At 75.8% G+C, this 3338-nt stretch carries 3 protein-coding genes; 1 reads left to right on the top strand and 2 read right to left on the bottom strand.

The window, feature by feature from the left end; translation table 11 throughout:
- Together FHL80_RS24935 and FHL80_RS24930 are read right to left on the bottom strand one after the other, a co-directional pair.
- Positions 1-1300: DUF58 domain-containing protein (locus tag FHL80_RS24935; RefSeq protein ID WP_138736014.1), on the bottom strand; the 1300-nt coding region annotated here is incomplete at its 3' end.
- A 19-nt stretch (positions 1301-1319) separates the two neighbouring features.
- Positions 1320-2351 carry an AAA family ATPase gene (locus FHL80_RS24930; protein WP_216871042.1) on the bottom strand — a complete coding sequence of 344 codons (1032 nt, stop codon included), beginning with the start codon at positions 2349-2351 and terminating at the stop codon, positions 1320-1322.
- A gap of 267 nt (positions 2352-2618) precedes the next feature.
- On the opposite strand from FHL80_RS24930, the gene mraZ reads away from it, so the two are divergent.
- A complete protein-coding gene (gene mraZ / locus FHL80_RS24925) occupies positions 2619-3053 on the top strand; it encodes a division/cell wall cluster transcriptional repressor MraZ (RefSeq protein ID WP_138736013.1) in 435 nt (144 codons plus the stop codon).
- Positions 3054-3338: the final 285 nt, after the last annotated feature.

Here is a 3338-nt window from a genome sequence, read left to right as displayed (position 1 = left end):
CCTCCGCGATGCCCTGGTCCGGGCGGACCGCGGCCACCTGCCAGCCGGCCGACCGCAGCAGGGAGATCGCCTGCTGCTGGCGGGTGACCACCTCGGCGCGGGCGGACGGGGCCAGTGGTCGGCGGCTCCGGGACGCCCCGGCGTCCAGCCACGCAGCGGCGTCGAGCAGGACGGCGACGTCGGTGCCCGGGCCGGAGCGGATGCGGGCCAGGGCGTGCACGTCGTCCGGGCCGACCAGGCCGAGCAGGCAGATGGCCGGCCCCTCCACGTCGGCGCGGCGCAGCTGGTCCAGGCCGGTCTGCAGCCCGGGAGCCCGGGAGCCGCTGACCTCGGCCAGCCGCTCGAGCAGCTCCTCGGGCCCCAGCGGACCCCGCCCGAGGGAGGGGGTGAGCTCGCCGGTGTCGGTGATGACCCGCAGCCCCGCACCGCCGCGGAGCAGGTGGACCCCGATGCTGGCCGCGGCCTCCACCACCCACTCCAGCGTGTCGGTGGGGGCGGCGAGGTCGGCGGCCGGGCCGCGGACGGTGCCGCCGGTGAGGTGGGCGGAGAGCCGGGTGTCGACGAGGAGGCTCGCGGCGGCGCGCCACGGGCGCTCCTCGAGCCGGACCATCAGCTCGCCGGTGCGCGCGGTGGCCCGCCAGTGGACCATCCGGAGGTCGTCGCCGTAGCGGTACTCCCGGGTGCTGACGTCGTCCTCGCCGTGCACCGCGATCGACCGGCGGGAGCCCTCGCCCCCGTTGCCCCCGGCGCCGGCCAGGACGCCGGTGCCCTGCAGCGGCTGCACCCGGGGGGTGACGAGCAGGGTGGAGGTGTCGCTGCCCGCGGCGGTGCGCAGCACCAGCCCGAAGGGGTCGACCAGCCGCAACCGGACCGGGCCGAGCGGGAAGCGGCCGCGGCGGCTCCCGTGCAGCCGGTAGCGCAGGGGGGCGGTCGCGCCGCTGGCCAGCCGCTCGACCACGAAGTGCGGCCGGCTGCCCAGTTCGGCGGGCAGCTGCTCGGTGAGCAGCCACAGGCCGCCGGCCCGCCGGTCGGTGTTGGCCACCTCCAGCAGCACCTCGGCGTCCTCGCCGCGGGGGAGCCGCGGCACCGACAGGGTGCGCCGGGTGGCGATCCGGAACCGCTGGCGGGCCACCCCGACCGCGGACACCACCGGTAGGGCCAGCACGAAGACCGCGAGCTGGACGAGTGCCCGTTCGCCGAGCAGGGCGCCGAGCAGGCCCAGGGTCAGCCCGGCGGCGACCAGGCAGCGCCCGCGCAGGGTGAGGGTGGAGGCGGCGTCGCCGAGGCGGGTGCGTGCCATGGGGGCTCCGGTGCCGGGCTCAGCGGCCGCGGTGGACGGGGACGGTGGCGAGCAGGTCGGTGACCACGCGCTGGGCGTCCCGCCGGGCGAGGGCGGCGTCGGGGGTGAGCAGCAGCCGGTGGGCCAGCACCGGGACGGCCATCGTCTGGACGTCGTCGGGCAGGACGTGGTCGCGGCCGGTCAGGGCCGCGGTGGCCCGGGCGGCGCGGAGCAGCTGCAGACCGGCCCGGGGCGAGGCACCCAGCCGTAGGTCGGGGGAGCGGCGGGTGGCCTCCACGAGGGAGACCACGTAGCGGCGCAGCGGCTCGGCGACGTGCAGCCGGCCCACCGCGGCCACCAGCCGGCGGATCGCGGCGGCGTCGGTGACCGGCGTCAGGTCGTTGAGGGGGTCGGTGGTGGCGCGCTCGTCGAGCATCGCCAGCTCGGCGTCCCGGTCGGGGTAGCCCATCGACACCCGGGCGGTGAAGCGGTCCCGCTGGGCCTCCGGGAGGGGATAGGTGCCCTCCATCTCCAGCGGGTTCTGCGTGGCGACGACCATGAACGGCCGGGCCAGCTCGTAGGTGACGCCGTCGACGGTGACCTGCCGTTCCTCCATGCACTCCAGCAGGGCGGACTGGGTCTTCGGCGAGGCGCGGTTGATCTCGTCGGCGACGACGACGTTGGCGAAGATCGCGCCGGGCTTGAACTCGAAGGCCCGGGACTCCTGGTCGTAGACCGCCACCCCGGTGACGTCGCTGGGCAGCAGGTCCGGCGTGAACTGGATGCGCCGCACCGTGCCGTCGATCGAGCGGGCCAGCGCCTTGGCCAGCGTGGTCTTGCCCACGCCCGGCACGTCCTCGATGAGCAGGTGGCCCTCGGCGAGCAGGACGGCCAGCGCGAGCCGGACGACGTCGGGCTTGCCCTCCACCACCCGGCTGATGGCGGCGGCGAGCCGGGCGCCCTCGGCGGCGACGTCGATCTCCGTGCCGTCGACCGGGCCGGTCACCTCGGTGCCGGAGGTCGGTGGGGCGGTGGTCCCTGCGGCGTCCAGCGCGGCCGTGCTCTCCGTCACCGGGCCCACGGTACGTGGGTTTCGGACGGAGGTGACTGGTCAGCGCAGCGCCCGACCGCGCCGGGCGGTCACGACGGGGCCGACCGGCAGGCCGACGGGGAGCCCGCTGGACGTCGCCCGATGGGGGCCGGTGGAGGGACGGGGACGACACGGCGAGATGTGGTGTCCAGTGGGGAGCAGTGGGCTAGTGTGGCGCCCAATGGGGAGGCAGGGACCACGGATGGTGCCCGGCACGACCACAGGAGGACAGATGTTGGGGGTGATCCGGTGTTCGTCGGCAGCTACCCCCTGCGGCTCGACGAGAAGGGCCGGCTCGCCCTCCCTGTCCGCTACCGCGAGCTGGTGGCCGGCGGCATGGTGATCAAGAAGGGCCAGGAGCGCTGCGTGTACGGCCTCACCATGGCCCGGGTCGCCGAGCAGAGCGCCGCCCTCAAGCAGATGGCGCCCGCGGACACCAACGTCGCCCGCATGCACGCCCGGATGAGCTTCGGCTCGATGGTCGAGGTCGAGGCCGACAAGGCCGGCCGGATCACCATCCCGGCCACCCTGAGGGAGTACGCCGGCCTGGACCGCGACGTCGTGGTCGTCGGCGTCGACACCCGCTTCGAGATCTGGGACGCCGCCACCTGGGCCGCCTACGAGGCCGAGCAGGAGGCCGTCTTCGCGGCGATGGAGAGCGAGGGGATGCCGACCTTGTCCTGACCCGCGGACAGCTCCCCACCGACCCCTCCGACCGCACCACCGAAACCAGCACCGAGACCAGCAGCACCCCGGTCGAGCCGACTTCCCCGCGGCTCGACCGGCACCGGGCACCGAGCCGACTTCCCCCCGGCTCGACGCCCACCGCAGGACGAGCACCACAGCACCTCCGGCCCGCCCCACCTCCCGCGCAGGGCTCCACCTGGTACCGCTTCCCCGGCGCCAGGCGGGCCCTGCGGGGCGGCGGGCTCGTGGCTGCTCATCGACTGCTCCTCGGGGGCTCTGGGT

It is taken from the genome of Modestobacter excelsi (assembly GCF_005930495.1).
GTDB lineage: Bacteria > Actinomycetota > Actinomycetes > Mycobacteriales > Geodermatophilaceae > Modestobacter > Modestobacter excelsi.
This window is presented reverse-complemented; position numbering and strand designations above follow the sequence as displayed.